This is a genomic window from Micromonospora okii (assembly GCF_020884795.1).
Lineage (GTDB): Bacteria > Actinomycetota > Actinomycetes > Mycobacteriales > Micromonosporaceae > Micromonospora > Micromonospora okii.
Genome location: NZ_BBZF01000012.1, coordinates 669,738 through 696,187 on the forward strand (window position 1 = coordinate 669,738; position 26,450 = coordinate 696,187).

Consider the following 26,450-nt stretch of genomic DNA (forward strand, 5'->3'; position numbering starts at 1 on the left):
TGCGCACGAGGGCCGGGCATTACTCGCGCGTACGGCGGGAAGGACCTACGGTGGCGTAAGTTACGCCACCGTAAGGAGATCGTCGTGCCCGCACTGAGCCAGACCGCCCTGCTCATGGAGCTTGAGCCCGTCGTGGAGAAGAACCTCGACCGGCACCTGTCGATGGCGAAGGAGTGGTTCCCGCACGAGTACGTGCCGTGGAGCGAGGGGCGCACCTTCGACGGCCCGCTCGGTGGCGAGGCGTGGTCGGAGTCGGACTCGACGCTGCCCGAGGTGGCGCGCACCGCGCTGATCGTGAACCTGCTGACCGAGGACAACCTGCCCTCGTACCACCACCAGATCGCCACCCTCTTCGGCCCGGACGGGGCGTGGGGGACCTGGGTGGGCCGGTGGACGGCGGAGGAGGCGCGGCACGGCACGGCCATCCGCGACTACCTGACCGTCACCCGGGCCGTCGACCCGGTGGCGCTGGAGCGGGCCCGCATGGTGCACATGACGGCCGGCTACACCAACTCGCACGACCACTCGATGCTGCGCTCGCTGGCGTACGTGTCGTTCCAGGAGTTGGCGACGCGGATCTCGCACCGCAACACCGGCCGGGTGACCGGCGACCCGAGGTGCGAGGCGCTGCTGGCGCGCGTGGCCGCCGACGAGAACCTGCACATGGTCTTCTACCGCAACCTGCTCGGAGCCGCCCTCGAACTGGCCCCGGGTCAGGCCATGCGGGCCATCGCCGAGGTGCTGGCCGACTTCCAGATGCCGGGGGTGGGCATCGAGGGCTTCGCCCGCAAGTCGGTGGCGATCGCCCTGGCCGGGATCTACGACCTGCGCCAGCACCGCGACGACGTGGTCGTCCCGGTGTTGCGCCAGTGGGACCTGTTCAACGTCGGTGGCCTGGACGCCGACGGCGAGGCTGCCCGGGACGAGATCGCCGCCCACCTGGACGTCCTGGAGACCCAGGCGTCCCGCTTCGAGGAGAAGCGCGACGCCCGCGCCGCCCGCCTGGCCGCTGCCGGCGCCTGACCGCCCGGCGCGTGCGGTGAGCACGCCTTCCCTCACGATAGGTATCGACAACCGTAACATCGATGACGCGGTGAACGGCGGGTTGCCGAGGTCTTGCCAGTGATCTTAAGTATGTGAATACTTCTCTTCGGCAGGTCGGTTCTCCCCCGCTCCGGCCCCATGACCCTCGGGTCCGTCACCCCCGGCGCGACCCATCACCCCCTCTCGGGAGGTTGTCGCATGCGACTCACGAGGTCATCGCTTCTCCGCGCCGCGTCCGTGGCCGCGGCCGGCACCCTGGCCGCCACCGCGCTGATCGGCGCGCCCGTCCAGGCCGCCCCCACCGCCTCGCCCGACGCCGCCGCCAGCCTGGCGGAGCGGCTCGGCGACCGCTCGGCCGGCGCGTACGCCGACGCCAGCGGCAGGATGGTCGTCGCCGTGACCGACGAGGCCGCCGCGCGGCAGGTCCGCGCCGCCGGCGCGACCGCGAAGATCGTCCAGCGGGGCGCCGCGGAGCTCAACCGGGCCACCGCCGAGCTGGAGCGCTCGGCGAGGATCCCTGGCACGGCGTGGTGGACCGACCCGGTGACCAACCAGGTCGTCGTCTCCGTCGACAGCACCGTCACCGGCGCCAAGCTGGAGCGGGTCAGGGCCGCGGCGGCCCGCACCAACGGCGCCGTGCGCATCGAGGCCGAGGCCGGCGTGCTCAGCACCCGGATCTCCGGCGGCGAGGCGATCTACGCCGCCGGCGGCGGGCGCTGCTCGCTCGGCTTCAACGTGCGCAACAGCGCCGGCCAGACCTTCTTCCTGACCGCCGGGCACTGCACCAACATCGCCTCGACCTGGTACTCGAACTCGGGTCAGACCAGCGTCCTGGGCACCCGCACCGGCAGCAGCTTCCCGGGCAACGACTACGGCATCGTGCGGCACAGCAACGCCGCCAACGCCACCGGCAACGTCTCCCTCTACAACGGCACCTTCCGCGACGTCACCGGCGCCTCCAACGCCTACGTCGGCCAGAGCGTGCAGCGCTCCGGCAGCACCACCGGCCTGCGCAGCGGCTCGGTCCAGGCCCTCAACGCGACCGTGAACTACGCCGAGGGCTCGGTCTCCGGCCTGATCCGCACCAACGTCTGCGCGCAGCCCGGCGACAGCGGCGGCTCGCTGTTCAGCGGTAGCAGCGCACTCGGCCTCACCTCCGGCGGCAGCGGCAACTGCACCACCGGCGGCACCACCTACTTCCAGCCGGTCACCGAGGCGCTGAGCGTCTACGGCGTCAGCATCATCTGATCCACCGCCCCACCCCACCGCGAAGCGGGTCGCCGGCCTCCGGCGGCCCGCTTCCGGCGTACCGGGGGATCGCCGGGCGGCGGGCGGCTGACCTGCGCGGTCCCGCGCGGCGTCCGACTGGGCGGGGGCGAACCGGGGTACTTGCGCCCGGTGAGCACCGCACCGACACCTGCCGCCCCCGCGCCCGCGTCCGCGTCCGCCTGGGCGCCCCTGCGCATCGCTGCCTTCCGCAGCCTCTGGCTCGCCGTGCTGGCCAGCAACGTCGGCACCTGGATGCAGACCGTCGGCGCGCAGTGGCTGTTGGTCGACGAGCCGAACGCCCCGGCCGGATGCCCCCGGCGCTGCTGCTCACCCTCACCTTCGGCCTCGGCGTCGGGCAGGCGCTGACCCTGCCCGCCTGGCAGGCGGTGATCCCCGACCTGGTGCCCCGGGCGCAGATCGTCAACGCCGCGGCGCTCGGCTCGATCAGCGTCAACCTGGCCCGCTCGGTCGGCCCGGCGGTGGCCGGCGTGCTCATCGCCCAGGCCGGCGTGGCCGTGGTCTTCGCGGTGAACGCGGCCTCCTTCGCGATCTTCGCGCTGGTGCTGCTGCGCTGGCGACCCGAGCGCCCCGACGGCGCGGGGATGCCGGAGCGGTTCGGCCCCGCGCTGCGCGCCGGTGGCCGGTACGTGCGCCACTCGCCCGTTGTCCGGCGCATCCTGCTGCGGGCCGCGCTCTTCGTGGTGCCCGGCAGCGCCCTGTGGGCCCTGCTGCCGCTGGTGGCCAGCCAGCGCCTCGGCATGGGCTCCAGCGGGTACGGCGTGCTGCTCGCCGCGCTCGGCGTCGGCGCGGTCGCCGGGGCGCTCGTGTTGCCCCGGGTGCGTCGGGCGCTCACCAACAGCCAGCTCCTGCTCGTCGCCGGGCTGATCTACGCGGGGGTGCTGCTGACGCTCGCCCTGGTGCCCGTGCCGGCCCTGGTGACGGCGGCGCTGGTGCCCGCCGGGCTGGCCTGGATGACCGTGCTGTCCACCGTGAACGCCGCGATGCAGCTCTTCCTCCCCGGCTGGGTGCGCGCCCGGGGGCTCTCCGTCTACCAGATGGTCTTCGCCGGCGGGCAGGCCCTCGGCGCGCTGGCCTGGGGTGCGCTCGGCGAACTGACCGGCCTGGTCGGCGCGCTCGCCGTGGCCGGGGCGACGATGGCCCTGGCCGCGCTGACCGTGCCGCTGTGGCCGCTGCGCGACGTCCGTGGGGTGAACCGGGACCCGGCGACGTACTGGCCCGAGCCGCACCTGGCCCTGGAGGCGCACCCGCGTACCGGGCCGGTGCTGGTGACCGTCTCCTACACCGTCGCGCCCGAGCGGCAGGCCGCCTTCGTCGAGGCGATGCGGGCCGTGGGCCGGTCGCGGCGGCGCACCGGGGCGATGCGCTGGGGGCTGTTCCGGGCGGGCGAGCGGGCGCACGGCTTCGTCGAGGTGTACCAGGTGCCGTCCTGGGAGGAGCACCTGCGCCAGCACGGCGGCCGGCTCACCGGCGCCGACCGGGACGCCGAGGAGCGCGCCCGGGCGCTGGCCGAGGGAGAGGTCCGCGTCAACCACCTCCTCCCCACGCCCGAGGCGTAAGGAAGGGCACCTTATTAACGTTTTCGGTAGAGGAAGGGCCCCTTGTTAACGCCGCTGCCCGGTGGGCGTGATGAACGGCGCCGTCCCGCCGGCCCCGGACTCCGCCGTACCCGCGAGCTGATTCGCGGCAGGCACACGGCGGGCACACGGCGGGCACACGGCGGGCACGCGGCGGGTCGAGCGCTGCTCACCGCGCTCTCCGCCCGCCGTCGCCCATGACCCGGTGTGACCCTCGCCCGCCGGCGACACCACCCCCTCCGCCCCCTTTGCTCTGCTGCCGTATGCGCAACGCTGTACGCAGCGCAAGCGACCAGCCCGCCCGGCGCGGCGCGCGATTTCGGGTATGCGCAGCTCCGGGCGGGTGTTGCGTGGGTTGGTGCAGAGCAAAGGGGGCGGGCGGTCGGGTGGGGCGGGCGGGGGCGTGACACAGAGTCAGGCTGGCGGTCGCGGAGGGTCGGGCCTCGCGGGCGCGCCGGAGCGTGGCGGGCGCGCCGGAGCGGGGGGAACCCCGGCGGGTGCGGGGAGCCCGGGGTGGCGTCGGGCGGTAGGCGCGGTGGGACCGCACTGGCGACAGCTCACCGGCCCCGCCGGACGTGGCCGGCCACGGAGCGGGCCGCGCGCGTCCGGCCGCCGACCAGGAACACCGGTGCCGCGCCGGCGGAGAGCAGTGCCCAGCGGGGTACGACGCTTATCCGTCGCGCCGCACCCCGCGTGACCCCGCCCGACGGCTGACGCCGGCCGCGCCCCCCGGCCGACGGCGGTGCGCCGGACCCCGAGGCGTTGATAGGGGGCCCTTCCTCTACCGAATGCGTTAACAAGGTGCCCTTCCTTACCCCGCGACCGCGCCCGGTGGCGGCGGGGGGCGGGGCGCCCTGACAGAATGCGGGGGCAGACCGATCAGACGAGGGAGACGCAAGCCGTGATCCGTACCCATGACGCCGGCAGCCTGCGCGCGACGGACGCCGGCACCACGGTGGCGCTCGCCGGGTGGGTGGCCCGCCGGCGCGACCACGGCGGTGTCATCTTCGTGGACCTGCGCGACGCCTCCGGCATCGTGCAGGTGGTCTTCCGCGAGGAGGACGCGCACGCGCTGCGCAACGAGTTCTGCGTGAAGGTCACCGGCGAGGTGACCCGCCGCCCGGAGGGCAACGAGAACCCGGAGCTGCCCACCGGCGACATCGAGGTGACCGCCAGCGCGCTGGAGGTGCTCTCCGAGGCCGCGCCGCTGCCGCTGCCCGTGGACGACCAGGTGGAGGCCGGCGACGACATCCGGCTCCGCTACCGCTACCTGGACCTGCGCCGCAGCGGCCCGGCGAGGGCGATGCGGCTGCGCTCGCGGGCCAACCAGCTCGCCCGGGGCGTGCTGCACGACCGCGACTTCCTGGAGATCGAGACCCCGACGCTGACCCGCTCCACCCCGGAGGGCGCCCGCGACTTCCTGGTCCCGGTCCGCCTCCAGCCGGGAAGCTGGTACGCGCTGCCGCAGTCCCCGCAGCTGTTCAAGCAGTTGCTGATGGTCGGCGGCATGGAGCGGTACTACCAGATCGCCCGCTGCTACCGCGACGAGGACTTCCGCGCCGACCGGCAGCCGGAGTTCACCCAGCTCGACATCGAGATGTCCTTCGTGACCGAGGACGACGTGATCGACCTCGGCGAGGCGATCGTCTCGGCGCTGTGGAAGGACCTGGCCGGGTACGAGATCTCCCGGCCGATCCCGCGCATCACCTGGCACGACGCGATGGCCCGGTACGGCTCCGACAAGCCGGACCTGCGCTACGGCGTCGAGCTGACCGAGCTGACGGAGTACCTGCGCGGCACCGAGTTCCGGGTCTTCGCCTCGGCGATCGACGCGGGCGGCTACGTCGGCGCGGTCGTCATGCCGGGCGGCGCGGGCCAGACCCGCAAGGAGCTGGACGGCTGGCAGGACTGGGCCAAGGCGCGCGGCGCGAAGGGCCTGGCGTACGTGGTGCTCGACGCCGAGACCGGTGCCCCGCGCGGCCCGGTGGCGAAGAACCTCTCCGAGGCGCACCTGGCCGGGCTGGCCGACGCGGTCGGCGCGAAGCCGGGCGACGCGGTCTTCTTCGCCGCCGGCCCCGAGGCCCGCGGGGCCCAGGAGCTGCTCGGCGCGGCCCGCATCGAGATCGCCAGGCGGGCCAAGCTCGTCGACGACAGTGCGTGGGCGTTCTGCTGGGTGGTGGACGCGCCGATGTTCGAACGGACCTCGGACGACAATGGCGGAGCGGGCGGCTGGACGGCCGTGCACCACCCGTTCACCTCGCCGAACGCCGAGTGGGTGGACCGCTTCGAGGAGGCCCCGGACCGGGCGCTGGCCTACGCGTACGACATCGTCTGCAACGGCAACGAGATCGGCGGCGGCTCGATCCGTATCCACCGGGGCGACGTGCAGCAGCGGGTCTTCGACCTGCTCGGCATCACCCCCGAAGAGGCGCAGGACAAGTTCGGCTTCCTGCTGGAGGCGTTCAAGTACGGCGCCCCGCCGCACGGCGGCATCGCCTTCGGCTGGGACCGGGTCTGCATGCTGCTGGCCGGCGCGGACTCGATCCGCGAGGTCATCGCGTTCCCGAAGACCCGGGGCGGCTTCGACCCGCTGACCGGCGCGCCGACGCCGATCACCGGGCAGCAGCGGGCCGAGGCGGGCATCGACGCCAAGCCGAAGCCGGCCGCCGCGCCGCACGCCGGCACCGCCGGCCCGGCCGCCCCGGTGGCCGACCCGGTCTGAGCCGCACAGTGTCGAGGCGGGGCGTCACGGAGGTGGCGCCCCGCCGCCGTGGAGGGGGAGGCGCGTGACGCTGCTCGTGGTGGGCGCCAGCGGGCACCTCGGCGCCGAGGTGTGCCGGCAGGCCGTCGCGGCGGGGGAGCGGGTGGTCGGCACGTACCACGCCCACCCCGTCGAGGCGGCCGGCGTCGAGGCGCGCCGGCTCGACGTGACCGACCGGGCCGCCGTGCGCGCGCTGGTCGCGGCGGTGCGGCCCACCGCCGTGGTGAGCACCCCCTACCGGTACGCCGACTGGGCGGTCACCGCCGACGGGGCCGCGCACGTCGCGTTCGCCGCCGCCGAGGCGGGGGCGCGGCTGGTGCACCTGTCCAGCGACGCGCTGCACGCCGGCCGGCCCGAGCCGTACGCCGACGACGAGGTGCCGACCCCCGTCTTCCCGTACGGGGCGGCGAAGGCGGCGGCCGAGACCGCCGTGCGGGCGATCGACCCGTCCGCCGCGCTGGTGCGTACCTCGTTGATCGTGGGCGACGAGCGGAGCAAGCAGGTCCGGCTCTGCCTGGACGCCCTCGCGGGCCGGGCGAGCCTGTTCACCGACGAGGTCCGCTGCCCGGTCGACGTGGCCGACCTGGCCGCCGCGGTCCTCGAACTGGCGGCGGGCGACCACGCCGGTCCGCTGAACGTGGCCGGTGCGGACGCGGTCAGCCGCGCGGAGCTGGGGCTGCTGGTGGCCCGCCGGTTCGGCGTCGACCCGGCCGGGCTGCGGACCGCCACGAGCGCCGCGTCGGGCCCGCCCCGCCCCACCGAGGTACGCCTCGACAGCTCCCGGGCCGCCGCCCTGCTGCGCACCCGCCTGCGCGGGGCCAGCGAGTTCCTGGCTCCCTGAGCCCGCGTCCTCCCGCCTCACCGAACTTGCACACATCTTCTGCACAACTATTGTGCAGAAGATGTGTGCACAACTATTGTGCATGCCATGGGAGAAGACGACACGACCGGCGGGGCCGCGCCGCGCCAGGTCCGGCTGGACCACCGACAGGTGCGGGTGCTGGCCCACCCGCTGCGGCTGCGGCTGCTCGGCGCGCTGCGGGTCCACGGCGCCGCCACCGCCACCGGCCTCGCCGAGCTGCTCGACACCAACACCGGCGCCACCAGCTACCACCTGCGCCAGCTCGCCGAGGCGGGGCTGGTCGTCGAGGACGCCGACCGGGCCGCCGGGCGGCAGCGCTGGTGGCGGGCGGTGCACGAGTCCAGCGACTGGGACCCGACGGACTTCGACGACGACCCGGACGCCCGCGCCGCCGCCGAGTGGATCCAGGCCAACCAGGTGCGGGTGCTGGCCGAAATCTCCGAGCGCTGGTTCGCCGTCCAGTCGGCCTGGTCGTCCGCCTGGCGGGACGCCGCCGGCATGGGCGACGCGCTGATCCGCCTCGGGCCGGAGCGGCTCCAGGCGCTGGAGGCGGAGCTGTGGCAGGTTGTCGAGCGCTACCGTGACGACTCCGCCCCCGTGGAGCCGGACGCCCAGCCGGTGCACCTCTTCGTGGCCGCGTACCCGCTGATCGGGCCGACCCCGTGAGCGCCCTGACCGTACGCCAGGTCCGGTTCCGCTACCTCGCCCTGCACGGCCTGCGCTGGCTGCCCACCGGCCTGCTGATCCCCGTGCTGGTCCTGCTCATGCAGGAACGCGGGCTGACGCTGTCCCAGATCGGCGTCGCCGTCACCGCCCAGGGCCTCGTCGTGCTGGCCCTGGAGCTGCCCACCGGCGGCATGGCCGACGCGCTGGGCAGCAAGCCGGTGCTGGTCACCGCCGGGGCGCTCAACCTGGTCTCCCTGGCGCTGTTCGCGGTCGCCGACTCCGTCGCCCTGTTCCTGCTGGTCTTCGCGGTGCAGGGCGCCTACCGGGCGCTGGACAGCGGCCCCCTGGAGTCCTGGTACGTCGACGCCATCCTCGCCGCCGACCCCAGGGCCGAGTACGAGCGCGGCCTCGGCCACGGGGGCACCGTCGCCGGTCTCACCATCGCGGGCGGCGCGCTGGTCGCGGGCGGCCTGATCGCCCTCGGCCCGCTCGGCCCGGTGAGCGCGCTGACCGTGCCGGTGCTGGCCGCCCTCGCGTCGCAGGCGGCGGCGCTGGTCGCCCTGCTGCTCCTGCTCGTCGAGGTCCGCCCCGCCCGGGGCGCGGGGGCGCTGCGCGCCTCGGTCGTCGAGGCCCCCCGCATGGTCGGTCGGGCGTTCGGGCTGCTGCGCCGCTCCCGGGTGCTGCTCGCCCTGGTCGCGGTGGAGCTGTTCTGGGGCTTCGGCATGGTCACCTTCGAGTCGCTGCTGCCGGTCCGGCTCGCCGAGGTGGTGGGCGACCCCGACCGCGCCGCCGCGCTGCTCGGCCCGGCCAGCTCCGTCGCCTGGCTCGCCTCGGCGGCCGGGGCCGCGCTGACCCCGCTGCTGTTGCGCTGGCCGGGGGCCGCCCCGGGCGCGGCGCTGCTGCGGCTGCTCCAGGGCGCGACCGTGGTCGGGATGGGGCTGCTCGCGGGCCCGGTCGGCGTGCTGGTCGCGTACCTGGCCTGCTACGCCGTGCACGGCGCGTCGAACCCGCTGCACCTGGGGCTGCTGCACCGGCAGGTCGACGGGCCGTACCGGACCAGCGTGCTGTCGCTGAACTCGATGATGGCCCAGCCGGCCGGCGCGCTCGGCGCGTTGGTGCTGACCGCGCTCGCCGACCGCAGCAGCGTCACCACGGCGATGCTCGTCGGCGCCGTGGTGCTCGCGGTCGCCGCGCCGCTCTACCTGCCCGCCTGGCGCGCCGCCCGCACCACCGTCGCTCCTGCCCCGGCGGCGGCCTCCGACCCCGCCCCCGCCGGGGCGCGCTGACGGGCCGAGGTGTGTGGGGAGGGGGCCCTTCCTATGCAGAAAGCGTTAACAGGGTGCCCCTCCTTGCACCTCAACCCAGGTGGACCGAGGAGCGGGGCGCGGTGCCGGTGAAGCCGAGCCGGCGGTAGAGCCGGCCCGCCCCGACGTTGTCGGTGTACACCCCGAGCGCCACGAGGTCGTGGCGGGCGAGCAGGGCCTTGGTCATCCCGGCGGTCAGGGCCGCGCCGAGCCCGCGTCCCCGCCGCTCCGGGGCCACGGTCAACCCGGAGAGGAACCCGACGTCGCCCCGGCTCCGGTCGGCCCCGCAGGCGACCAGCCGGTCGCCGTCGCGGATGCCGTACCAGTCGACGATCCCCGTGTCGTCCGGGCGCGAGGCGCTGGTGGGGAAGGCGCGCTCGATCAGGGCGTCGAGGGCGGGGTGGTCGGCCTCGGTCAGGCGCACCACCCGCTTCTCGCCAGCTTGCGGCGGCGGGGCGGTGCCGGTCCAGAGGAAGTCCCAGTGGTCGAGCCGGGCCACGGGCAGCCGCCCGGCGACCTCCTCGGGGGTGCAGCGGGGAACGTTGACCGACTGGCCGGGGCGCAGCGTCCCGGCGGCGAGGAGACCGGCGAAGACGTCGAGCGCCGCCCCGGTCGGGCCCAGCGACCCACCCGCCGACCACTGGCCCTGCGGGAGGAGCCAGCCCACCGCCCCGTCGCGCCGCCACCCGCGTGCCTCCTGGCCGCGCCCCAGGACGTGCCGGGCGTACGGGTGGTGTCCGGTGGCGGCGAGCAGGGCGTCCCGACCCACCAGGACCTCGTTGGGGGCGATCACCCGCCCAGCGTACGAGAGGGCCCGGGCCGACGTGCGCGTCCAGGGTGGAGATTGGGGATCGGACCGATCGGGTACATCCCTCGCCGACCTACTGGGAACCCCCACCGGAGGACCGACATGCTCGCCATCATCGCGGCCATCGTCTTCGGCTTCGCCCTGTTGATCGACCTGCTCGACACCAACCTCGGCGCGCCGGCACTGTTCAACACCCACACCCTGATGCTGATCGGCTTCCTGCTGCTCTCCCTCTACCTGGCCGGCGTCGGCAGTGGCTCCCGCAGCGGCGGGGGAGGGCGCTGGTACCGGGGTCGCCGCCCGGGCCGGGGCTGACCGTATCCGATCATGCCGGGCGGGGTCCGCGCCGCAGTTCCAGGGGCGCGGACCCCGCCCGGTACTGTCTTCCTGATGGAGTCCGACGCCCTCTTCTCCCTCGGCGCACCCGCCGGGCCGTCCAGCGCCCCCCCGGGTCCTGTCGACGTGGACGGCTTCACTCCGGTGTCGACCGACTCCCCCCTGCCCGTGCGGATGCGCCCGGCCGGCATCGACGAGCTCGTCGGGCAGGAGCACCTGCTCGCCCCGGGCGCCCCGCTGCGCCAGCTCGTCACCGGGGCGACCCCGATGTCGGTGATCCTCTGGGGGCCGCCCGGCTGCGGGAAGACCACGATCGCGCACCTGGTGGCCCGCGCCACCGACCGCCGCTTCGTGGCGATGTCGGCGCTGAACGCCGGGGTCAAGGACGTCCGCGCCGTGATCGACACCGCCCGCCGGCAGCGCCGTTCCGGCGGGCCGCAGACCGTGCTCTTCATCGACGAGGTGCACCGGTTCAGCAAGACCCAGCAGGACTCGCTGCTCGCCGCCGTCGAGGACCGCACGGTCACCCTGCTCGCGGCGACCACGGAGAACCCGTACTTCTCGGTCATCTCGCCGCTGCTGTCGCGGTGCGTGCTGCTCACCCTCCAGCCGCTGGACGACGCGGCGGTGCGCGGCCTGCTGCGCCGCGCGGTCGCCGACGAGCGCGGCCTGGGCGGCGCGCTCGCCCTGGACGCCGAGGCCGAGGACCACCTGGTCCGCCTCGCCGGGGGCGACGTGCGAAAGGCGCTCACCGCGCTGGAGGCGGCGGCGGCCTCGGCCACGGCGCTCGGCACCGGCCGGATCGACCTGGCCACCGCCGAGCAGGCCGTCGACGTGGCGGCGGTGCGCTACGACCGGGCCGGCGACGCCCACTACGACGTGACCAGCGCGTTCATCAAGAGCATGCGCGGCTCGGACGTCGACGCGGCGCTGCACTGGCTGGCCCGGATGCTGGTGGCCGGCGAGGACGCCCGGTTCATCGCCCGCAGGCTGGTCATCTTCGCCAGCGAGGACGTGGGGATGGCAGACCCGGGGGCGCTGAGCGTGGCCACCGCCGCCGCCCAGGCCGTGGAGTTCGTCGGCCTGCCCGAGGCGCAGCTCAACCTCGCCCAGGCGGTGATCCACCTGGCCACCGCCCCGAAGTCCAACTCCGCCACGAGCGCGATCGGGGCCGCCGTCGCGGACGTGCGCGCCGGCCGGGGCGGGCCGGTGCCGCGCGGCCTGCGCGACGCCCACTACGCCGGTGCCCGGGGCCTCGGGCACGGCACGGGATACCGGTACCCGCACGACGACTCCCGGGGCGTGGTCACCCAGCAGTACGTCCCCGACGACCTTGTCGGGGTCGACTACTACCGTCCCAGCGGGCACGGTGCGGAGCGGTCGGTGGCCACCCGGCTGCCGCTGCTGCGCCGGATCGTCCGGGGGCTGCCCGCCCCCGCGCGTCCGGACGGTCCGGGCCCGTCGGGCAACGGCCGGCACCCCTCGGGCAACGGACCCGCCGGCGCGGCGGACGAGGACGGCAGCGACGCCGTCGGGGAGGGTCAGCAGTGAGATCCCGTGGTTCGGAGCGACCGGAGGACGGCCCCGACGAGCGGCGCGAGCCGCGCGCCAAGGGGCGCCGGTGGGGTCGGGGCCGACCCGACAGCGAGCCCGAGGAGCCGGTCAGCGGCGAGGAGTTCGGCTGGATCGACGACCTGCGCTCCGCCAAGCAGCAGCGCGGCGAGCTGACCCAGGAGGCCGGCGGGCCGGGGCAGGCAACCGGCCACCCCGATCCGCAGCAGCGGCGTGGCCCGGCCGGGGCCCAGGCCACGCCCCCGGTGCGGGGCGCCGATCCCGCTTCCGCGCGCCCCCGCCCGGTCGACGGGCCGTGGCCGGGCTCGCCCGCCCCGGGCCGCCGCCCCGGCCCCGCCGAGCCGCCCGGCCCGCCGCACCCGTCCCACGCGTCGGCCCCCCCGCCGCACGCGTCGGTCCCGCAGCCGCCGCACGCCGCCCCGCCGCCGCGCCCCGCGCAGGGCGCGGCTCGGCCGGTGCAGCCCTCCCACCCCGCGCAGGCCGCGGTTCCGCCGGCGCAGCCGTCCCACGCGGCGGTCCCCCCGGTGCGCTCCGCGCAGGGACCGGACCCCTCCGCCGTCCCGCCGCACCGCCCGCCGTACCCGGCGGCACCGCCCGCCCGGCCCCCGGTGCGCGACGGCCAGCCCCCGAGCGGCGGCTGGCCGGTCGCCCCGGCCGGGCCGCCCCCCGCCGGCCGGGCCGCCGCGCCCGCCCCCGCCGCCGGTCAACGGGCCGCCGACGAGCAGCCGCCGGTCGTGCCGGCCAGCGGAAACGCGCCTCCCGTGCCGCTCAGCGGTAACGAACCGCCCGTGCCGCTGAGCGGTAACGCGCCTCCCGTGCCCGGCGCGCCGAGCGGGGAGACGACCGGCGCCCACCGGGCGGTCGACGCCGGGCGCGGGTCGGTCGGCCGGGCCCGGCCACCGGGCGCGCCCGCCGGGGCGGAGGAGGTGGTGGCGCCCCTGCCCACCGGCCGCGCCGTGCCACCGCCCCGCCCGCCGGCGTCGGCCCGCGCCGGCGAGCGCCCGCCAGCCAACCCTCGGGCCGACGAGCAGCGTCCGCCGGTCGCTTCCCACTCCGCCGACCCGCGTCCGCCGGTCGCCTCCCACTCCGCCGAGCCGCGTCCGCCGGTTGCCTCCCACTCCGCCGAGCCGCGCCCGCCCGTTGCCTCCCGCGCTGCCGACCCGCGCCCGCCGGTCGAGCGTGGCGCGGGCGAGCCCCGGGAGCCGGGCACCGGTGAGATCCGTGGACCCCGCCGGGAGCCGGGTGCCGAACAGCCCCAGCAGGCGGAACCGGCCCGGGGCACCGCCCGGCCGGGCGCGCCCGCCGAGGCCCCGCACCCCGGCCGGGCGCCGATGCCCGGCGACCGTCGCCAGTCGGGGGCGCCGACCGGCGCGGCCCCGGTAGTGCGCTCTGCCCCGGTCCCGGGCGCTCCCGCCGGCCCCCGGCCCGCCGCGGCCGGCGCGGCGGTGCCGCCCGTCCCGCCCGGCCGGGCGACGCCGCCGGCGGCCGGTGGCCGAGCCACCCCGCCCGGCGGTCCCACCCCGCCCGGCGTGGCGCGGGCCGCGGTCTCCGTCGGCCAGCCCGAGGACCGCGCGCCGCGCGACCCGGACCGGCCCGAGCCCGCAGCCGGTACGGCCGCCGCGCCCCCGCCCCGACCCGGGCACCCGCCTGCGGTGGCCCGCGCCGCCGCGACGGTGCCGGTCGCCGACGGCCCCGCCGCCGAGCCTCCCCGCCCCGGTACGCGGTCCGTCCGGCCCGGCGTCGACCCCGGCCCGGCCGGGCCGGACCCCGAGGCGTCCCCGCGCCGGAACGCGGAGCAGGACGACCCGTCCGACGCTGCCCCGGCCGGTCCGGGCGGCCTGCGCGGCGCCCGGTCGGAGCTGCGCCGGCGGATGCGGGAGCGGCGGCGGCTGCGGATGGGCGTGCTGGCCCTGGTCAGCCTCCTGCTGCTCGGTGCCGTCCCGCTCTACTTCGGCCTGCGGACGCTCAGCCGCGACCCGGTCTTCGACACCCTCGACGAGATGGACGTGCCCGGCTGGGCGGCGGCGAAGACGGTCGACAACGTCAGCGGCAGCCGATGGTGCTTCCAGGAGTGCCGGGTGCGCGAGCGCACGCTGACCTCGCAGCGGCCGGTGGAGGAGACGGCGCGCGCCTACCAGGGCGCGCTGACCGGCGACGGCTGGCAGCCCTGGAAGGTGGAGCGCTGCCCCGAGCAGCAGGTGAAGGGCGACTACACCTGCTGGCGTCGCGACGAGCTGACGCTCGACCTGTGGGTGCGCGAGCCCGCCTGCGTGCCGCCGCCGATCGACGGGGAGCCCGCTCCGACGGCGCTGGCCTCGCCCGCAGCGCAGGAGTGCACCGGCTCGTTGGTGTCGGTGAAGGTCCGTAACGCGATCGACGACGAGCGGCTGCGGCCGCAGCCCAGCACCGACCCGTCGCTCACCGGCGAAGATCCTTTCCCGACCCTGACCGAGGACCCGCTCGGCGAGGCGACACCCTCACCGTCGTGAGCCGCGTTCCATCACTGACGGTAGGGTCTGGGGCTGGCAGGCCCGCCCGCCCCCGCCGGCCCGCACGGGTCGGCGACCGCCGGTGCGGGTATGACGGTCGCGCGTTCCGGGACGTCGGGTCCCGGAACTCTGCTCGAGGAGGACAGGCGTGAGTTTTGGAGAGGTCGCGGCGCTGATCGCGGCGATCGCGTTCGCGATGCTCGTGTTGATCCTGACGCTGCCCATCCTGCGGCTGCGGCACACCGTGGACGCCGCCACCCGGATGATCAACGACCTCAACGACCGCACCGCGCCGCTGCTCGGGGACGTCAACACCACGGTGAAGAACGTCAACACCGCGCTGGAGCAGGTGCAGACCTCGCTGGACGGGGTGAACCTCCAACTGGCCAAGGTGGACACCATGACCAGTCACGCCCAGAACGTCACCGCGAACGTGGCGAACCTCGCGACCGTGGTCTCCGCCGCCGCCGCGAACCCGCTGGTGAAGGTGGCCGCCTTCGGCTACGGCGTCCGTCGGGCCGCCTCCGCCCGCCGGCACGCGGAGACCGAGCGCGAGGTGCGCGACACCATCAAGCAGCAGCGCCGCGCGGCCAAGCGCGGCAACGCCTGAGCCGGCCGGCGACGAGGGGATGAGGGCATGAGACGCCTGTTCTGGCTGGGTATCGGGCTGGCCGTCGGCGTGGTGGTGGTCCGCAAGGCGACCCGCACCGCGCAGGCGTACACGCCGGCGGGCATCGCCAGCGGCCTGTCGGAATCCGCTGGCGGCCTGATGGAGTCGCTGCGTAGCTTCGTGGAGGACGTCCGGATCGGGATGGCCGAGCGCGAGCAGGAAATTCACGAGGCGTTCGCCCGGGGCGAGGCGTTCGACGACCAGTTCGCCGAGCTGCGGGAGGACCCGCGCATCGGCGACCGAGAGATCTTTCCGGAGGAGCACCAACGATGAAGACGGCGGAGATCAAGCGGCGGTTCCTCGCCCACTTCGAGGCGAACGGACACGCCGTGGTGCCGTCCGCTCCGCTGCCCGCCATCAGCGACCCGAACCTGCTGTTCATCAACGCGGGCATGGTGCAGTTCGTGCCCTACTTCCTCGGCCAGCAGACCGCGCCGTACGCGCGGGCGACCAGCGTGCAGAAGTGCATCCGTACCCCCGACATCGACGAGGTCGGCAAGACCAGCCGGCACGGCACGTTCTTCCAGATGAACGGCAACTTCTCGTTCGGTGACTACTTCAAGTCCGGGGCGATCCCGCTCGCCTGGGAGCTGGTCACCAAGCCGGTCGAGGCGGGCGGCTTCGGGCTGGACCCGGAACGCGTCTGGGCCACGGTCTACCTCGACGACGACGAGGCGTACGGAATCTGGCGCGAGACCGGTGTGCCGGCGGAGCGGATCGTGCGCCGGGGCAAGAAGGACAACTTCTGGTCGATGGGCATTCCCGGCCCGGCCGGCCCCTGCTCCGAGCTGTACTACGACCGGGGCCCCGCCTACGGGCGCGAGGGCGGCCCGGAGGTCGACGAGGACCGCTACCTGGAGTTCTGGAACCTCGTCTTCATGCAGTACGAGATCGCGGACGTCGTCAGCAAGGAGGACTTCCGCATCGTCGGCGAGCTGCCGAAGAAGAACATCGACACCGGCATGGGCCTGGAGCGGATGGCCTCCATCCTCCAGGGCGTCGACAACCTCTACGAGATCGACGAGGTCCGGCCGATCCTGGCGCGGGCCGCCGAGCTGACCGGCAAGCGGTACGGGGCGCACTCCGGCCAGGTGGCCAGCGAGTCGCACCCGGACGACGTGCGGCTGCGGGTGATCGCCGACCACGTGCGCACCGCGCTGATGCTCATCGGCGACGGGGTCACCCCGAGCAACGAGGGGCGCGGCTACGTGCTGCGCCGCATCATGCGCCGGGCCATCCGGGCGGTCCGGCTGCTGGGCTACGCCGATCGGGCGCTGCCCGAGCTGCTGCCGGTGGCCCGGGACTGCATGGCCCCGTCGTACCCGGAGCTGGCGACCGAGTTCGACCGGATCGCGCAGTACGCGTACGCGGAGGAGGACGCCTTCCTGGCGACGCTGCGCGCCGGGACGACGATCCTGGACACGGCGATCGCCGAGACCAAGTCGGCGGGGCAGCCGGCGCTCTCGGGCGACAAGGCGTTCCAGCTCCACGACACCTACGGCTTCCCGATCGACCTGACCCTGGAGATCGCCGCCGAGCAGGGCCTCCAGGTCGACGCCGACGGCTTCCGCCGGCTGATGGCCGACCAGCGCAACCGGGCCAAGGCCGACGCGCGGGCCCGCAAGACGGGGCACACCGACGTGTCGGCGTACCGGTCGGTGCTGGACTCCGGCGGGCCGGTGGAGTTCACCGGCTACACCGAGCTGAACCGGGAGTCCCGGGTCCGCGCGCTGCTGGCCGGTGGCGGCGAGGTCGGCGCGGCCGTCGAGGGGGACACCGTCGAGCTGGTGCTCGACACCACCCCGTTCTACGCCGAGGGCGGCGGCCAGCAGCCCGACCAGGGCCTGATCACCGTCGGCGGCGGCCAGGTCGAGGTCTTCGACGTGCAGCAGCCGGTGCCGGGCCTGATCGTGCACCGCGCGCGGGTGGTGCGGGGCGAGGTGCGCTCCGGCGAGACCGGGTACGCCGAGATCGACGTGACCCGGCGGCGGGCCATCTCCCGCTCGCACACGGCCACCCACCTGGTGCACCAGACGATGCGCAACTTCCTCGGCGAGTCGGCGACCCAGGCGGGCTCGCTGAACGCGCCGGGCCGGCTGCGGTTCGACTTCAACACCCCCACCGGGGTCGCGCCGAGCGTGCTGCACGACGTGGAGCAGCAGGTAAACGAGGTGCTCCTGGCCGACCTGGAGGTGCACGCCTTCATCACCACCCAGGAGGAGGCCCGCCGCATCGGCGCGATGGCGCTCTTCGGCGAGAAGTACGGCGAGCGGGTCCGGGTCGTCGAGGTCGGGGACTACGCCCGGGAGCTGTGCGGCGGCACCCACGTGGCCCGCTCGGCCCAGCTCGGCCTCGTGAAGATCCTCTCCGAGGCGTCGGTGGGCTCCGGGGTGCGCCGCATCGAGGCCCTCGTCGGCATGGACGCGTTCGGCTTCCTGGCCCGCGAGCACCTGCTGGTCTCCCGGCTCGCCGAGCTGTTCCGGGTCCCCGGCGACCAGGTCGCCGACCGGGTGGAGCAGACGGTCACCCAGCTCCGCGACGCGGAGAAGGAGCTGGAGAAGCTGCGCGCCCAGCTCGTGCTCGGCGGCGCGGCGGCCCTTGCCGCGCAGGCGAAGGACGTGGGCGGGGTGGCGTACGTCGGCACGGAGGCGCCCGAGGGTGCGGCCGGCAACGACGTGCGGACCCTGGCCCAGGAGATCCGCGGCCGCATCGACCCGGCCCGCCCGGCCGTGGTGGCGGTGGCGGCCCGGTCGAACGGCAAGGCGTCCCTGGTGGTGGCCGTGAACGCGGCGGCCCGGGGCCGGGGCCTGACCGCGAAGGAGCTGGTCAAGGCCGCGTTCTCCGGCCGGGGTGGCGGCAGCGACGACCTCGCCCAGGGCGGCGGCCTGCCGGCCGGCGAGGCGCCGAAGCTGCTGGCGACGGTCGAGAAGGCGATCGCCGACGCGTGAGCACGACGCACGTCGGGTCGGGGCGGACCGGTCAGGTTCGCCCCGCCCCTTCTCCCGACAGGCTGGGGGACAGGTGACCGGGTCGTTGCGCGGGGTCCGGCTGGGGGTCGACGTCGGGCAGGTCCGGGTCGGGGTGGCCCGGTCCGACCCGCACGGGGTGCTGGCAACCCCGCTGGTGACCCTCGCCCGGGACCTGACCGCCGACCCCGACGCGGTGCCCCGAGACATGGCCGGGCTGGTCGCGCTGATCGCCGAGCACGAGGCCGTCGAGGTCGTGCTCGGTCTTCCGGTCAACCTCGCAGGTCAGCACGGCCCGGCGGCACGGAACGTGAAGGCGTACGCTGACCGGCTGGCTGCTGTAATAGCCCCCGTTCCGGTAACGCTCACCGACGAGAGGATGTCGACCGTCGTGGCTTCTCGTAGGCTGACCGAGCGTGGCGTCCGGGGGAAGCGCCAACGCGCGGTGGTCGACCAGGCCGCCGCGGTCGAGATCCTGCAGAGCTGGCTGGACGCGCAGAGGCGGACGCGATGATCGACGATCTGGACCTCGGGTTCGACGAGGCGGACCGGAGCGGTGACAAGGGCAAGCACCGGCGCAGCTACGTGCGCAAGCGCAAGGGCGAGTCCTCGGGCGGGCGCGGGAAGACCGCCCTCGCCCTGCTGATGGCGTTCGTCCTGCTCGGCGTCATCGGCGGCGGGGCCTTCTACGGCTTCGACCGCATCCAGGGCTACTTCGTCACGCCCGACTACGACGGTGCCGGCAGCGGCGAGGTGACGATCGAGGTCAAGCAGGGTGCGCTGATCGCCGACGTGGCCGAAGCGCTCTACGCCGCCGGGGTGGTCAAGAGTTCGAAGGCGTTCATCGAGGCCGCCGAGGAGAACTCGCGCAGCAAGAACATCCAGCCCGGCACCTACAAGGTGCGCAAGCAGATGAGCGGCGAGAAGGCCCTGATCATGCTGCTCGACCTGAAGAACAAGGTCAACAACGGGCTCACCATCCCCGAGGGCACCACGGCCAAGCGCACCTACAAGCTCCTGTCAGAGAAGACCAAGATCCCGGTCAAGGAGTTCGAGGCCGCCGCGAAGGACCCGGAGGGGCTCGGCGTGCCGGACTGGTGGTTCAAGCGCAGCGACGGCAAGCCGTCGAAGAAGTCGGTCGAGGGCTTCCTCTTCCCCGACACGTACGAGATCCCGCCGAAGGCCACCGCCGAGAGCATCCTGTCGATGATGGTGGAGAACTTCCTCACCGTCACCGGGCAGATGAAGTTCGCCGACCGGGTGCAGGAGGAGCGCGGCGGGATCAGCCCGTACGAGGCGCTGATCGTCGCGTCCCTCGCCCAGGCCGAGGCGGGTAACAAGGACGACCTCGGCAAGGTCGCCCGGGTCGCCTACAACCGGGTGTACGGCGAGTTCGACTGCAACTGCCTGGAGATGGACGTCACGGTCAACTACTACTTCGAGTCGATCGGCAAGGAGGGCAAGCGGTCGAAGGACATGACCGCCGCCGAGCTGGACGACCCGAAGAACCCGTACAACCGCAAGCTGCCCGGCATGATCCCCACCCCGATCAACAACCCGGGCAAGCAGGCCCTGGAGGGGGCGATGGACCCGCCGGAGGGCAAGTGGCTCTTCTTCGTGGCGATCGACAAGGAGGGGCACTCCGCCTTCGCCGAGACATACGACAAGCACCTGCGCAACGAGGCGAAGGCCAAGGAGGCCGGGATCATCTGATGGCGACGCCACGGCGGGCGGCGGTGGTCGGCAAGCCCATCGGCCACTCCCTCTCCCCGGTGATCCACAACGCCGGCTACGCCGCCGCCGGCCTCACCGGGTGGTCGTACACGACGATCGAGTGCGCGGAGGCCGAGCTGCCGGCCCTGGTCGGCGGCCTCGGCCCCGAGTGGGCCGGGCTGTCGGTGACCATGCCCTGCAAGGAGGCCACCCTCGCCCTCGCGGCCGAGGTGTCGCCGGTCGCCGCCGCGATGGGCGCGGCGAACACCCTCGTCCACCGGACCGACGGCTCCTGGTACGCGGACAACACCGACGCGGCCGGCATGGTCGAGCTGCTGTCGGCGGCGGCCGTCCGGCCGGGGGCCCGGGTGACCGTGCTCGGCGCGGGCGGCACCGCGCGGGCCGCCCTGGCCGCCGCCGCCCGCCTCGGCTCGGGCACCGTGACCGTGGTGGCCCGCCGCGCGTCGGCGATCGACGAGCTGCGCCCGGCCGCCGACGCCCTCGGCCTGCGGCTGGCCGGCGCCGACTGGGCCGACGCGCCGGCGCACACCGACGCCGACGTGGTGGTCTCCACCGTGCCGAAGGGCGTCGCCGACCACCTCGCCGCCGACGCCCGGTGGCGGCCGGGCGCGGTCTACTTCGACGCGCTTTACGACCCGTGGCCCACTCCGCTCGCCGCGTCGGCCGGTGCGGCCGGCTGCCGGGTGGTCTCCGGGCTGGACCTGCTCGTCGCCCAGGCGGTCGGCCAGTTCGAGCACTTCACCGGCGTGCGCGCCCCGGTCGCGGCGATGGCCGCGGCGCTGTCGGCCGAGGTCGGCATCGAGATCCGCCCGACCCGCTAGCCGGGTCGCCCGACCCGGGGCGGCCCGGGGCGTGCCGCGCCATGTCGGCGACGTGGCGGCATCCGAGCACCCCGGACACCGCCATGTCGCCGACATGGGCGCCTGGACCGTGGGCGCAGTCGAGTCCGGGTACCCCGGATGCCACCATGCCGCCGACGTGGCGGCCCGTCCGCTGTGCATTGCCGGGTCGCCCGGTGGCGGTGGCGACGACACCGGGGGTTTCCCGGCGCTGCCTAGCGTCCCGAGCATGCTGACACTTCGCCGACGGCCGCGCCGGGCCGTCGCCGCGCTCGCGGCCCTCGCCACGACCGCCGGTCTGTTCGCCGCCGTCCAGACCCCCACCCCCGCAGCCGCCGGGCCCGGCGACGTCGTGGTCGCCGAGGACTTCTCCGCCGGTACGCTGCCCGCAGGCTGGCGCGCCGTCGACGGCGACTGGACGGTGCGCGACGGCCGGCTGCGCGGCACCGCCACCAGTGGCACCAGGAAGATCACCTTCGGCCGGCACCTGACCCACTTCCGATTCGAGGCCACCGTCCGGTTCGAGTCCGTCGCCGAGCCCACCCGGTGGGCGGCGCTCGGCCTGGACGTGCCCGCCGACGGGCGTACCCCCTGGTGGATCGCCACCATGCGCAGCGGCACCACGGCCGCCAACGGCCTGGAGTTCGCGCAGCTCACCACCGCCAACGCCTGGAACGTCACCGACACCGCCGCCGCGCCGTACGCCGCCGGCACGGGGCGGGACGTGAAGGTCGCCGTGGAGGTGCACGGCAACCAGGCCCGCTGGTTCCTCGACGGCCGGCAACTGCTGCGCACCAGCAGCCTGACCCGGTCCACCGACGGCGGGCAGGCGCTCGTCGTCAACGGCGGCAGCGTCTCCTTCGACGACGTGCGGGTCACCGAGTTGCCGCCCAACGGCTACCTGCGCCCGGCCGGGGCCCCGCTGAGCGTGATCGCGCACCGGGGCGCGTCCGCCGCCGCCCCGGAGAACACCCTCGTCGCGCAGGAGGTCGCCCGCCGGGCCGGCGCGGACTTCGTCGAGAACGACGTGCAGCCGAGCCGCGACGGGGTGCCGTTCGTGCTGCACGACACCACCGTGGACCGCACCACCGACGGCACGGGCGCGATCCGTGCCCTCACCGCCGCCCAGCTCAAGGCCCTCGACGCCGGCTCCTGGTTCGCCCCGCAGTACGCCGGGGCGCGGCTGCCCACCCTCGCCGAGCAACTCGCCGACCTGCGCACCCGGGGCGGCAACCTCCTGCTGGAGATCAAGGGCGCGCACACCCGGGCCGAGGTGGCCCGGATCGTCGAGGTGATCCGCGCCGAGCGGATGACCGCCCGGGTCTTCGTGCAGAGCTTCGAGGTCGACGCCCTGCGCCACACCCGGGAACTCGCCCCCGAGCTCCCCACCGGCCTGCTGCGCAGCAGCCTGGACGCCGATCCGGTCGCCGTCGCCAGGGAGCTGGGCGTCACCGCGTACAACCCGACCGGGGCGGCGCTGCTGGCCCGGCCCGCCGTGGTCGCCGACCTGCACCGCGCCGGCGTCGCCGTGATGGCCTGGACGGTCGACTCGCCTGCCCAGTGGCAGCAGTTGGAGCGCATCGGCACCGACGCGATCATCACCAACCGGCCGGCGGAGCTGGCCGGCTGGAACGCCGCCGGGCAGCTCGCGGCGGCCGGCCCCGCCGTGTCGATCGCCGCCCCGCTCGACGGGGCGGAGCTGGACCGCGCCCAGCGGCCCGTGCTCACCGTCCCGGTCACCGACGCCGACAGCGTGACCGTCACCCTCGACGGCCAGCCGGTGTCGGCGGGTCGGCCGCTGGACCTGACCGGGCTGGCGGCCGGCGAGCACCGGCTCCGCGCCGTGGCGACCGGACCGAAGGGGACGGCGAGCGCCGAGGCCACGTTCACGGTGGTGGTGACTGCCGCCGGCCTGGGGCACCTGCTGCTCACCTCGGGGGCGAAGACCCCGGCGCTCACGGTGGCCACCAACCTGCTGGTCCTGCGCCGCTACGCCGAGCTGGCCCGGTACGCCGAGCAGCAGGCCGGCAAGCGGCTGCCGGCCGCGGCGGCCCGGACGATCGCCGCCGACGCCCGCATCCTCGCCGGGCGGTGACCACGCGCGGTGCGGGTCGTCGCGCCGGCGGCCCGCACCGCTGCCGGCCCCGCGTCCGCCCTCCTGGGAGGTGTGCGCTGCCGTCGCCGCGTCCGTCCTGCGGAGAGGTGCGCGCGGCGGGGCCGGGCGTCCGCAGGGCGGGACACGGCGGGCGGCGCGCCGGGACGCGATCCCGCCGTGACAGACTGGCCGACGTGTTGCGTTGGCTGACCGCAGGGGAATCGCACGGACCCGCCCTCGTGGCGCTGCTGGAGGGCGTGCCCGCCGGGATCGAGGTGACCAGCGGCGAGATAGCCGACGAGCTGGCCCGCCGCCGGCTCGGCTACGGCCGAGGCGCGCGGATGGCCTTCGAGCGGGACGAGATCGAGGTGATCGGCGGGCTGCGGCACGGCGTCACGCTGGGCAGCCCCGTCGCCATCCGGGTGGGCAACTCCGAGTGGCCCAAGTGGCAGACCGTGATGGCCGCCGACCCGGTGGACCCCGACGAGCTGGCCCGGCAGGCCCGCAACGCGCCGCTGACCCGGCCGCGCCCGGGCCACGCCGACCTGGCCGGAATGCAGAAGTACGGCCACACCGACGCCCGCCCCATCCTGGAGCGGGCCAGCGCGCGGGAGACTGCCGCCCGGGTCGCCGTCGGCACCGTTGCCAAGGCGCTGCTGCGGCAGGCCCTCGGCGTCGAGATCGTCTCGCACGTGGTGGAGCTGGGCCCGGTCGCCGTGAAGCCGGGGCTGCGCCCGACGCCGGCCGACGCCGAGCGCATCGACGCCGACCCGCTGCGCTGCCTCGACGCCGACGCCAGCGCCCGCATGGTCGCCGAGGTCGACGCCGCGAAGAAGGCCGCCGACACCCTCGGTGGCGTGGTCGAGGTGCTGGCGTACGGGGTGCCGCCGGGCCTGGGCAGCCACGTGCAGTGGGACCGCAAGCTCGACGCCCGGCTCGCCACCGCGCTGATGTCGATCCAGGCGATCAAGGGCGTGGAGATCGGCGACGGCTGGCAGCAGGCCCGCTCGCGCGGCTCCGAGGCGCACGACGAGATCATCCCGACGGCGACCGGGGTGCGCCGGGTCACCGACCGGGCCGGCGGCCTGGAGGGCGGCATCACCACCGGCGAGCCGCTGCGGGTGAAGGCGGCCATGAAGCCGATCTCCTCGCTGAACCGGGCCCTGGCCACCGTGGACGTGACCACGGGGGAGCCGGCCACCGCGATCAACCAGCGCTCCGACGTGTGCGCCGTGCCGGCCGCCGCCGTGGTCGCCGAGGCGATGGTTGCCCTGGTGCTCGCCGAGGCCGCCACGGAGAAGTTCGGCGGCGACTCGGTCGCCGAGATCCGTCGTAACCTGGCCGGCTACCTCGACGCCCTGGTGATCCGGTGAGCGAGACGCCCGTGGGCGGGACGCGCCCGCTGGTCGTCCTCGTCGGGGCGCCCGGGTCCGGCAAGACCACCGTCGGGGAGGCGCTCGCCGCGCTGCTCGGGGTCGAGTTCCGGGACACCGACGCCGACATCGAGGCGCTGGCCGGCAAGCCGATCCCGGAGATCTTCGTCGACGAGGGGGAGGCGCACTTCCGCGCCCTCGAACGGGCCGCGACCGCCGCCGCGCTGGCCTCCTGCGCGGGGGTGCTCGCCCTCGGCGGCGGCGCGGTCCTCGCCGAGGAGAACCGGGCCGCCCTGGTCGGGCACACCGTGGTGCACCTGAGCGTGGAGCTGACCGACGCGGTGAAGCGGGTCGGGCTGGGCGCGGGCCGGCCGCTGCTGGCGTTCAACCCGAGGGCGACGCTGAAGCACCTGATGGACCAGCGCCGCCCGCTCTACGCGGAGGTGGCCACCGCGACGGTCGTCACCGACGGGCGCGCGCCCGACGAGATCGCCGCGGAGATCGTCGCCCTGCTCAAGCCCTGACGCCCCCGCGCGCCGTCACCCTCCCGCCCGCTGCCGCGCCCCCACCTGCCGCCGCCTCCCCGGGTGAGGTGTTGGGAAGGGGCCCTTCCTCTACCGAATGCGTTAACAAGGGGCCCTTCCTTACCTCCGGGCGCCAGGTGGCGAGGAGGGCGAGGGCCAGGGCGATCTCCGCCAGGTCGCCGCCGTAGTACATGACCGTCGCCCCGGCGCGCAGGTCGTCCGGCGGGGCGGGCACGTCCACGGCCAGGCCCGCGTACATGAGCTGGGCGAGGGCGGCGTGGGCGGCCACGGCGACGCCGAGCACGACCAGCCGCACGGGCACCCGCGCGCGGTGCGGGCCGGGGTCGGGGCCGGCGACCGACCAGGTTAAGAGCAGCCCGGAGAGCAGGAAGTGTAGGTGCACCAGGTGGTGCAGCCCCGGGTTGGTCAGCGTCGCCCGGTACAGCGGCGTGAGGTACAGCGCGTAGAGGCCGCCGACGGTCAGCGCGAGGCCGGTGACCGGGTGGGCGAGCGCGCCCAGGAGCGGCCGGCGCAGCAGCCGCACCAGGGCCCGGCCGCGCCGCCGGTCGAGGGTGCGCAGCAGCAGGGTGACCGGCGCGCCGAGCACCAGCCCGAGCGGCGCGAGCATGCCGACCAGCAGGTGCCCCCAGGCGTGCGCGGCGAAGCCGCCGGCGGGCAGGCCGAGGCCCAGTGCGAGCAGGGCCGCGCCGACGCCGAAGACGGCCGTGCGCCGGTGCGGCCAGCCGAGGCCGCCCGGCCCGCGCTGTCGCAGCGCGGCGGCCAGGTAGACCCAGAACAGGACCAGCGGTACGAGCAGCGCCGGGCCGGGCGCGAACCCGTCGTGCCCGGCGTGGGTGCCGGTCACCGCCGGTCGGCGCAGACGTCCACGACCGTGCCGCGGCGCTGCACCAGCCAGCCGACGGCGACGAGCACCACCCCGAACGCCAGGAACCCGAGGTCCCACCAGAGCTGGTGGGGGCCGCCGCGCACGTGGTGGATGCCGAGCAGGTGGTGGTCGACGATCCCCTCGACGAGGTTGAACAGCCCCCAGCCGACGAGCGCCCAGCCCCAGAGCACGGGGGAGCGCCACAGCCGGCCCCGCGACCCGGTCACCCGGGAGTAGAGCAGGGCGAGGCCGGCCAGCACCGCCACCCAGGTCACCACGTGGAAGATGCCGTCCCAGAGGGTGTTCATCTCCAGGCCGGGCACGGTGTCCACCGGGTACGCCTTCACCCCGATGTTGTCGCTGCCGGTGCTGCTGAGCAGGTGGTGCCACTGGAGCACCTGGTGCAGCACGATGCCGTCGACGAACCCGCCGAGGCCGACGCCGAGGATCGTGGCGGGCAGCCGGATGTCGGTGGCGTCGGTCACGGCGGGCGCCCGCGTGTCGGCGTCGTCGGTCGTGGGTGTGGTCATCGGTGGGTACCTCCGCCTCGTCGGCCGGTGCGTGCTGACCGCTGCCCCCCGCTCATCCTGGCTAAACGCCGCCCCGTGCCTCCCGGTCACGGCCCCGCGCCCCTCCGTTCGCCACCCAGTGGACAAT

General features: G+C 75.2%; 23 protein-coding genes. 20 read left to right on the forward strand and 3 right to left on the reverse strand.

Features of this window, described 5'->3' with window-relative positions; genetic code table 11:
- Positions 1–84: 84 nt before the first annotated feature.
- The 8 genes from LPU43_RS02530 (at position 85) to LPU43_RS02560 (ending at position 9,483) form a co-directional block, all read left to right on the forward strand.
- Positions 85–1,023: an acyl-ACP desaturase gene (locus tag LPU43_RS02530; protein WP_229398411.1), complete on the forward strand. Its 939-nt coding sequence runs from the start codon at positions 85–87 to the stop codon at positions 1,021–1,023.
- A gap of 219 nt (positions 1,024–1,242) precedes the next feature.
- On the forward strand, positions 1,243–2,292 hold the full coding sequence (locus LPU43_RS02535; RefSeq protein WP_229398413.1) for a S1 family peptidase: 1,050 nt from the start codon (positions 1,243–1,245) through the stop codon (positions 2,290–2,292).
- Between the two features lie 246 nt (positions 2,293–2,538).
- A complete protein-coding gene (locus LPU43_RS28755) occupies positions 2,539–2,679 on the forward strand; it encodes a hypothetical protein (RefSeq protein ID WP_306416110.1) in 141 nt (46 codons plus the stop codon).
- On the forward strand, positions 2,622–3,890 hold the full coding sequence (locus LPU43_RS02540; protein WP_306416107.1) for an MFS transporter: 1,269 nt from the start codon (positions 2,622–2,624) through the stop codon (positions 3,888–3,890). Before LPU43_RS28755 ends, LPU43_RS02540 begins: the two co-directional genes overlap by 58 nt.
- Before the next feature lie 919 nt (positions 3,891–4,809).
- Positions 4,810–6,630 (forward strand): aspartate--tRNA ligase, encoded by a 1,821-nt coding sequence (aspS, locus tag LPU43_RS02545; protein ID WP_229398415.1) that lies wholly within the window; start codon positions 4,810–4,812, stop codon positions 6,628–6,630.
- A 64-nt stretch (positions 6,631–6,694) separates the two neighbouring features.
- A complete protein-coding gene (locus LPU43_RS02550; protein WP_229398417.1) occupies positions 6,695–7,510 on the forward strand; it encodes a sugar nucleotide-binding protein in 816 nt (271 codons plus the stop codon).
- Positions 7,511–7,597: 87 nt separating this feature from the next.
- Entirely contained in the window at positions 7,598–8,197 is a 600-nt protein-coding gene (locus tag LPU43_RS02555) for an ArsR/SmtB family transcription factor (RefSeq protein ID WP_229398419.1), read from the forward strand.
- Entirely contained in the window at positions 8,194–9,483 is a 1,290-nt protein-coding gene (locus LPU43_RS02560) for an MFS transporter (RefSeq protein ID WP_229398421.1), read from the forward strand. Before LPU43_RS02555 ends, LPU43_RS02560 begins: the two co-directional genes overlap by 4 nt.
- 70 nt (positions 9,484–9,553) lie before the next feature.
- Here LPU43_RS02560 and LPU43_RS02565 read toward each other — a convergent pair whose 3' ends face one another.
- On the reverse strand, positions 9,554–10,294 hold the full coding sequence (locus tag LPU43_RS02565; protein ID WP_229398423.1) for a GNAT family N-acetyltransferase: 741 nt from the start codon (positions 10,292–10,294) through the stop codon (positions 9,554–9,556).
- Positions 10,295–10,411: 117 nt separating this feature from the next.
- Here LPU43_RS02565 and LPU43_RS02570 point away from each other — a divergent pair, with 117 nt between their 5' ends.
- The 12 genes from LPU43_RS02570 (at position 10,412) to LPU43_RS02625 (ending at position 24,907) form a co-directional block, all read left to right on the forward strand.
- On the forward strand, positions 10,412–10,624 hold the full coding sequence (locus tag LPU43_RS02570) for a hypothetical protein (protein WP_229398425.1): 213 nt from the start codon (positions 10,412–10,414) through the stop codon (positions 10,622–10,624).
- 75 nt (positions 10,625–10,699) lie between these two features.
- Positions 10,700–12,196: a replication-associated recombination protein A gene (locus tag LPU43_RS02575; protein ID WP_229398427.1), complete on the forward strand. Its 1,497-nt coding sequence runs from the start codon at positions 10,700–10,702 to the stop codon at positions 12,194–12,196.
- A 1,892-nt stretch (positions 12,197–14,088) separates the two neighbouring features.
- Complete coding sequence (locus LPU43_RS02580; protein WP_229398627.1) at positions 14,089–14,706, forward strand: hypothetical protein; 618 nt, start codon at positions 14,089–14,091, stop codon at positions 14,704–14,706.
- 148 nt (positions 14,707–14,854) lie between these two features.
- Positions 14,855–15,316: a DUF948 domain-containing protein gene (locus tag LPU43_RS02585; RefSeq protein WP_229398428.1), complete on the forward strand. Its 462-nt coding sequence runs from the start codon at positions 14,855–14,857 to the stop codon at positions 15,314–15,316.
- A 27-nt stretch (positions 15,317–15,343) separates the two neighbouring features.
- Positions 15,344–15,649 carry a hypothetical protein gene (locus LPU43_RS02590; RefSeq protein ID WP_229398430.1) on the forward strand — a complete coding sequence of 102 codons (306 nt, stop codon included), beginning with the start codon at positions 15,344–15,346 and terminating at the stop codon, positions 15,647–15,649.
- Positions 15,646–18,324 (forward strand): alanine--tRNA ligase, encoded by a 2,679-nt coding sequence (gene alaS, locus LPU43_RS02595; protein ID WP_229398432.1) that lies wholly within the window; start codon positions 15,646–15,648, stop codon positions 18,322–18,324. Before LPU43_RS02590 ends, alaS begins: the two co-directional genes overlap by 4 nt.
- A gap of 73 nt (positions 18,325–18,397) precedes the next feature.
- The gene (gene ruvX, locus LPU43_RS02600; RefSeq protein WP_229398434.1) at positions 18,398–18,856 is read left to right on the forward strand and encodes a Holliday junction resolvase RuvX; all 459 of its coding nucleotides are present in this window, start codon (positions 18,398–18,400) and stop codon (positions 18,854–18,856) included.
- Positions 18,853–20,055, forward strand: coding sequence for an endolytic transglycosylase MltG (gene mltG / locus LPU43_RS02605; RefSeq protein WP_229398436.1), 1,203 nt, complete (start codon positions 18,853–18,855; stop codon positions 20,053–20,055). The genes ruvX and mltG overlap by 4 nt, the downstream gene beginning before the upstream one ends.
- On the forward strand, positions 20,055–20,897 hold the full coding sequence (locus tag LPU43_RS02610; protein ID WP_229398437.1) for a shikimate dehydrogenase: 843 nt from the start codon (positions 20,055–20,057) through the stop codon (positions 20,895–20,897). Before mltG ends, LPU43_RS02610 begins: the two co-directional genes overlap by 1 nt.
- Positions 20,898–21,144: 247 nt before the next feature.
- Entirely contained in the window at positions 21,145–23,010 is a 1,866-nt protein-coding gene (locus tag LPU43_RS02615) for a glycerophosphodiester phosphodiesterase (protein WP_229398439.1), read from the forward strand.
- Positions 23,011–23,204: 194 nt separating this feature from the next.
- A complete protein-coding gene (aroC, locus tag LPU43_RS02620; RefSeq protein ID WP_229398454.1) occupies positions 23,205–24,383 on the forward strand; it encodes a chorismate synthase in 1,179 nt (392 codons plus the stop codon).
- Positions 24,384–24,394: 11 nt separating this feature from the next.
- On the forward strand, positions 24,395–24,907 hold the full coding sequence (locus LPU43_RS02625; RefSeq protein ID WP_229398629.1) for a shikimate kinase: 513 nt from the start codon (positions 24,395–24,397) through the stop codon (positions 24,905–24,907).
- On the opposite strand, the gene LPU43_RS02630 is transcribed toward LPU43_RS02625, so the two are convergent.
- Positions 24,897–25,772, reverse strand: a complete 876-nt coding sequence (locus LPU43_RS02630) for a cytochrome c oxidase assembly protein (protein WP_229398456.1) — start codon at positions 25,770–25,772, stop codon at positions 24,897–24,899. The genes LPU43_RS02625 and LPU43_RS02630 overlap by 11 nt on opposite strands.
- Positions 25,769–26,323, reverse strand: a complete 555-nt coding sequence (locus LPU43_RS02635; protein ID WP_229398458.1) for a DUF2243 domain-containing protein — start codon at positions 26,321–26,323, stop codon at positions 25,769–25,771. The genes LPU43_RS02630 and LPU43_RS02635 overlap by 4 nt, the downstream gene beginning before the upstream one ends.
- Between the last annotated feature and the right edge of the window lie 127 nt (positions 26,324–26,450).

Excerpts from the sequence above, each read along its gene's own strand:
- LPU43_RS02555 (WP_229398419.1), top strand. The coding sequence starts at position 7,598 with ATGGGAGAAGACGACACGACCGGCGGGGCCGCGCCGCGCCAGGTCCGG.
- LPU43_RS02590 (WP_229398430.1), top strand. The coding sequence starts at position 15,344 with ATGAGACGCCTGTTCTGGCTGGGTATCGGGCTGGCCGTCGGCGTGGTG.
- LPU43_RS02635 (WP_229398458.1), bottom strand. The coding sequence starts at position 26,323 with ATGACCACACCCACGACCGACGACGCCGACACGCGGGCGCCCGCCGTG.
- alaS (WP_229398432.1), top strand. The coding sequence starts at position 15,646 with ATGAAGACGGCGGAGATCAAGCGGCGGTTCCTCGCCCACTTCGAGGCG.
- LPU43_RS02540 (WP_306416107.1), top strand. The coding sequence starts at position 2,622 with ATGCCCCCGGCGCTGCTGCTCACCCTCACCTTCGGCCTCGGCGTCGGG.
- LPU43_RS02580 (WP_229398627.1), top strand. The coding sequence starts at position 14,089 with ATGCGGGAGCGGCGGCGGCTGCGGATGGGCGTGCTGGCCCTGGTCAGC.
- LPU43_RS02535 (WP_229398413.1), top strand. The coding sequence starts at position 1,243 with ATGCGACTCACGAGGTCATCGCTTCTCCGCGCCGCGTCCGTGGCCGCG.
- LPU43_RS02575 (WP_229398427.1), top strand. The coding sequence starts at position 10,700 with ATGGAGTCCGACGCCCTCTTCTCCCTCGGCGCACCCGCCGGGCCGTCC.
- LPU43_RS02570 (WP_229398425.1), top strand. The coding sequence starts at position 10,412 with ATGCTCGCCATCATCGCGGCCATCGTCTTCGGCTTCGCCCTGTTGATC.
- LPU43_RS02615 (WP_229398439.1), top strand. The coding sequence starts at position 21,145 with ATGCTGACACTTCGCCGACGGCCGCGCCGGGCCGTCGCCGCGCTCGCG.
- LPU43_RS02610 (WP_229398437.1), top strand. The coding sequence starts at position 20,055 with ATGGCGACGCCACGGCGGGCGGCGGTGGTCGGCAAGCCCATCGGCCAC.
- mltG (WP_229398436.1), top strand. The coding sequence starts at position 18,853 with ATGATCGACGATCTGGACCTCGGGTTCGACGAGGCGGACCGGAGCGGT.